This window comes from Streptomyces sp. NPDC059564 (assembly GCF_042735575.1).
Lineage (GTDB): Bacteria > Actinomycetota > Actinomycetes > Streptomycetales > Streptomycetaceae > Streptomyces.
In genome coordinates this window covers 1-3761 of sequence record NZ_JBHWBP010000525.1, presented here as the reverse complement: position 1 = coordinate 3761, position 3761 = coordinate 1, and the positions used below count along the sequence as shown (strand labels likewise).

Below are 3761 nucleotides of genomic sequence, written 5' to 3'. Positions count from 1 at the left end.
GAATTGACCTCCGGGCTATCCAGCCTCCACCCGGCACCATCCAGCCCCGCCGGCGATTGAGGCGCGCGAGCCCGGGCTACGGGGACGCCGGGAGGCGGAGGGTGGCCAGGACCGGGAGGTGGTCGGTGGCTGCGTGGAGGTCTCGGGGGGTTACGCCGGGGAGGGTGTCCGGGACGCCGCAGGTGAGGACCTCCACCCCCCGCGAAGCGAACACCGCGTCGATCCGCCGGTCCGGCGCCACCGCCGGGAAGGTGCGCTCGCCGCCCCAGGGGGACACCGTCCAGCAGTCCCGCAGGGTCTCGGTGAGGCGCCCGAAGGCCGGCCCGCCGGGGGCTTCGTTCACGTCGGCCGCCACGATCGCGTGCGGCGCACCCAGCGCGGCGGCCCGCTCCGCCAGCATCCCCGCCTGCGCGGCCCGCTCCGCCCGGTCCAGGGACAGGTGGGCGCTGACGACCCCGACCCGCGCCGCCCCGAAGCGGACCACGGCCGTCGCGAAGCCCCGCCGGTGCTGCCCCGGGGTCAGCGGGAGCAGGACGTCCTCGGTCCGCTCCACGAAGGCCCGTAGCGAGCACATCAGCAGCGGCCCGGCGGCCGTCGCTCCCCCGCTCAGCACCACCAGGTCGGTCTTGGCGGCCAGCCGGGCCGCGTGCTTGCGCCAGCGGAAGAACCGCGGGGCCTCCTGGACGAAGACCAGGTCGGGCGCGCAGGCCCGGATGACCCGGGCCAGCGCGTCCTCGTCGTCGCGGAGCGAGCGGATGTTGTAGCTGAGTGCCCGGATCACGGCAGAACCGTCGGGCTCTGTAACAGACTTCGGCAGCATGCCCCGCAACATACGCAGTTGCCCGCCGCTCCCCCAAGGGGCACGGCGGGCAACCGTAGAGATGCGGACAGCGGTCAGCCCTGGCGCGCCAGGTCCGCCGCGCCGACGAGCCCGGCCTTGCCGCCGAGCTGCGCGGCGAGCACCTGCGCGTGCGGACGCCACGCGCCGCCGATCAGCCAGCGCTTGAAGGACTTGCGGATCGGGTCGAGGACGAGGTCGCCCTCGTCGGAGACCCCGCCGCCGACGATGAACGCCGACGGGTCGAAGAGGGACGCCAGGTCGGCCAGTCCCGCGCCGGCCCAGCGGGCCAGCTCGCGGAAGGAGTCGACGGCGACCAGGTCACCCTGCCGGGCGGCCTGGCTGATGTGCTTGCCCTCGATGCCTTCGGGGGTGCCGTCGCCCAGCCCGAGCAGGATCGCCGCGTTCTCGGGGGTGGCGTTGGCGCGCTGCTTGGCGTAGCGGACCAGCGCGCGCCCGGAGGCGTACTGCTCCCAGCAGCCCTGGCTGCCGCAGCCGCAGAGCAGGCCGTCGGGGACGACCCGGATGTGGCCGAACTCGGCGGCCACGCCGAAGCGGCCGCGGCGCAGCTTGTTGCCGATGATGATGCCGCCACCCAGGCCCGTGCCGAGGGTGATGCAGATGACGTCCTCGTGGCCCTGGCCGGCGCCGAAGCGGTACTCGCCCCAGGCCGCGCAGTTCGCGTCGTTCTCGACGACGACCGGCAGGCCGATGCGCTGCTCGACCTTGTCCTTGAGCGGCTCGTGGCGCCAGTTGATGTTCGGCGCGAAGAGGACGGTGGCGCGCTTGTCGTCGACGTATCCGGCGGCGCCGATGCCGACGGCGTCGATCGTGTGGTTGCTGCTGACTTCGGAGACGGCGGCGCAGATCGCTTCCGTCACTCCGTCCGCGGTCGGCGGGGTGGGCACCTTGTACGTCTCAAGGATGGTGCCCTCTTCGTCGACCACGCCGGCCGCGATCTTCGTGCCGCCGATGTCGACGCCGATGGTGAGTCCCATTAGTCCCTCGGTTTCCGGTCAAACCCCGCCACGGCCCACCGTACCCGAGGCGGGCGGAGGATCAGTCGAGATCGATCCGCTCGGCCGGGCCGGCTTCGGGGCCGTCGTCGTCCCCGCCGTCGGCGGGCCCGCGCGGGGCGGGCGGCTCGTCGCGGGTCCAGCGGCGCTCGTGTCCCTCGACGGCCGAGCGGTAGGCGGCGAGGAGCTCGGATCCGGCGGCGGCGAGGTGGTCGAAGACCTCGGGGTTGCGCTCGATGACGGGCTTGGCGGCGGTCTTCGCCTGGTTGACGAACTGGCGTACGGCGCCCTGGGCGGCGACGCCGAGGAGGGGGTTGTTCAGGGAGGAGACCTTGTCGGCGACGGCCTCGAAGAGCTTGAACAGCTCCTCGGCGGCGGTGCCGGTGCCCTGGTTCCCCGTCCCGCCCTGTCCGCGCAGGCGCTCCTTCTCGGCGGCGAGGTCCTCGGCGCAGGCCCGGGCCCAGGCGTCGTCGTCGGTGGGGCGGTCGGTGGCCTCGCTCATGGCGGACTCTCCTGCGGCGGCGGGACGTGCGGTACTGGCTACTTCCGACGGTACCCGAACGGCGGTACGGGTCTCAGCGCGCCCGGGGCCACTGCTGCGGGTCGGGGGTGAAGCGGACGCGGAGGACGCCTTCGTCGAGGGCGGCGCCGGAGACGGTGCAGCGGCGCAGCGCGGAGGGAAGCGGAACGATCCTGCGGTGCGGGCCCACGGCGAGGACCAGCTCGTCCCCGCGCCGGATCAGGTCGAGCTCGCTCTTGCGGGCGGCGGGCAGCGGGATCACCCAGACCAGTACCCCGTCGGCGGCGAGCCGGTCCTCGACGCTCCAGCCGGCGGGCGGCGCGGCGGCCGCGGCGGGGGTCATGCCGGGGGTGGCGGCGAGGAGCTCCAGGTCTTCGGGGGCCCGGGGGTCCCGGCCGAGGTGCGGCGCCCGGACGACGGGCAGGCCGGCGTCCCGGCCGGCCAGGAAGGCGTCCTGCCGGGCGGCGATCCCGGCCACCCAGGGGTCGGCGGAGTCCAGCGGGACGAGCCGGTTGGCGACCAGGTCGAGGAGGCGCAGCTCGTGCAGGGCGAGCCCGAGCGTGCCGGTGCGCAGGGCGGTGTCGGCGGCGGGGCCGGGTTCGGCGACGAGGCGGACCGCGGTGGTGCCGGCTTCGACGACGGCCTGGACGGCGGCCAGCTCCTCGTCCCAGCGGGCGGCGGCCTCGTACAGCCACTGCGCGGGCATGGGGACTCCGGCCAGCTGGGCCAGTACGGGGCGCAGGGCGCGGGCCGCCTGCCGTTCGGCGGGGAGCAGCCGGGCGAGGTAGCGGCGCAGCTGGGCGGGGAGGGCGAGGGTGGCCACGGCCTGGGGCAGCGGGGGCATGTCGACGACGACGAGGTCGGTGTCGGGCGCGGAGGCGGCCCGCCGCAGGGCGCGCAGCAGCGCGAACTGTTCGGCGCCGGGCAGCTCGGTGAGCTCCTCGGCGCCGAGGGGGCGGCCGCCGAGCATGCCGATGAGGGTGGCGCCGCGTTCCTGGAGGGCGGCGAGTTCGGTACGGAACTCCGCGCCGGAGTCGATCCGGGCCACCCGGAGGCGGTCAGGGGCCGGGGCCCCGTGGAGCGGATCCTCGGCGGACAGCAGCAGCACCCGCCGGCCGTCGCGGGCCGCGGCGAGCGCGGTGGCGGCGGCGACGGTGGTCCGCCCGGCGCCTCCGGGGCCGGTGACCAGCAGGGTCTGCGGCATGGGGGCCTTTCTCCTCGGCGACGGGCCTCATGGGCTTCGCGCCGCTGCGTCTTCGTGGGTGCCTGCGGGTGGGCCCGGCCACGCGCACCGGCCCCGCCCCGCAGGCCGCCGGACGGAGTCCGGCGCAGCGGTGCGAAGCCGGGGAGGCCGCTCGCGGCCGAACCGCGCGAGGGGCGCGTCAAG

Annotated in this window: 4 protein-coding genes; all 4 read right to left on the bottom strand. The window is 75.7% G+C overall.

Annotated elements, in window-relative coordinates; genetic code table 11:
• Positions 1 to 76 precede the first annotated feature (76 nt).
• The 4 genes from ACFV0Q_RS39480 to ACFV0Q_RS39465 all read right to left on the bottom strand — a co-directional run bounded on the left by ACFV0Q_RS39480 (position 77) and on the right by ACFV0Q_RS39465 (position 3578).
• On the bottom strand, positions 77 to 832 hold the full coding sequence (locus tag ACFV0Q_RS39480) for an endonuclease/exonuclease/phosphatase family protein (protein WP_385012671.1): 756 nt from the start codon (positions 830 to 832) through the stop codon (positions 77 to 79).
• 62 nt (positions 833 to 894) lie between these two features.
• Positions 895 to 1836: an ROK family glucokinase gene (locus ACFV0Q_RS39475; RefSeq protein ID WP_385012669.1), complete on the bottom strand. Its 942-nt coding sequence runs from the start codon at positions 1834 to 1836 to the stop codon at positions 895 to 897.
• A gap of 61 nt (positions 1837 to 1897) precedes the next feature.
• Entirely contained in the window at positions 1898 to 2356 is a 459-nt protein-coding gene (locus tag ACFV0Q_RS39470; RefSeq protein ID WP_385012668.1) for a DUF5304 domain-containing protein, read from the bottom strand.
• 73 nt (positions 2357 to 2429) lie between these two features.
• The gene (locus ACFV0Q_RS39465; protein WP_385012666.1) at positions 2430 to 3578 is read right to left on the bottom strand and encodes an ArsA family ATPase; all 1149 of its coding nucleotides are present in this window, start codon (positions 3576 to 3578) and stop codon (positions 2430 to 2432) included.
• Positions 3579 to 3761: the final 183 nt, after the last annotated feature.

Coding starts and splice junctions, on each gene's coding strand:
- ACFV0Q_RS39470 (WP_385012668.1), bottom strand. CDS start 2,356: ATGAGCGAGGCCACCGACCGCCCCACCGACGACGACGCCTGGGCCCGG.
- ACFV0Q_RS39475 (WP_385012669.1), bottom strand. CDS start 1,836: ATGGGACTCACCATCGGCGTCGACATCGGCGGCACGAAGATCGCGGCC.
- ACFV0Q_RS39480 (WP_385012671.1), bottom strand. CDS start 832: ATGTTGCGGGGCATGCTGCCGAAGTCTGTTACAGAGCCCGACGGTTCT.
- ACFV0Q_RS39465 (WP_385012666.1), bottom strand. CDS start 3,578: ATGCCGCAGACCCTGCTGGTCACCGGCCCCGGAGGCGCCGGGCGGACC.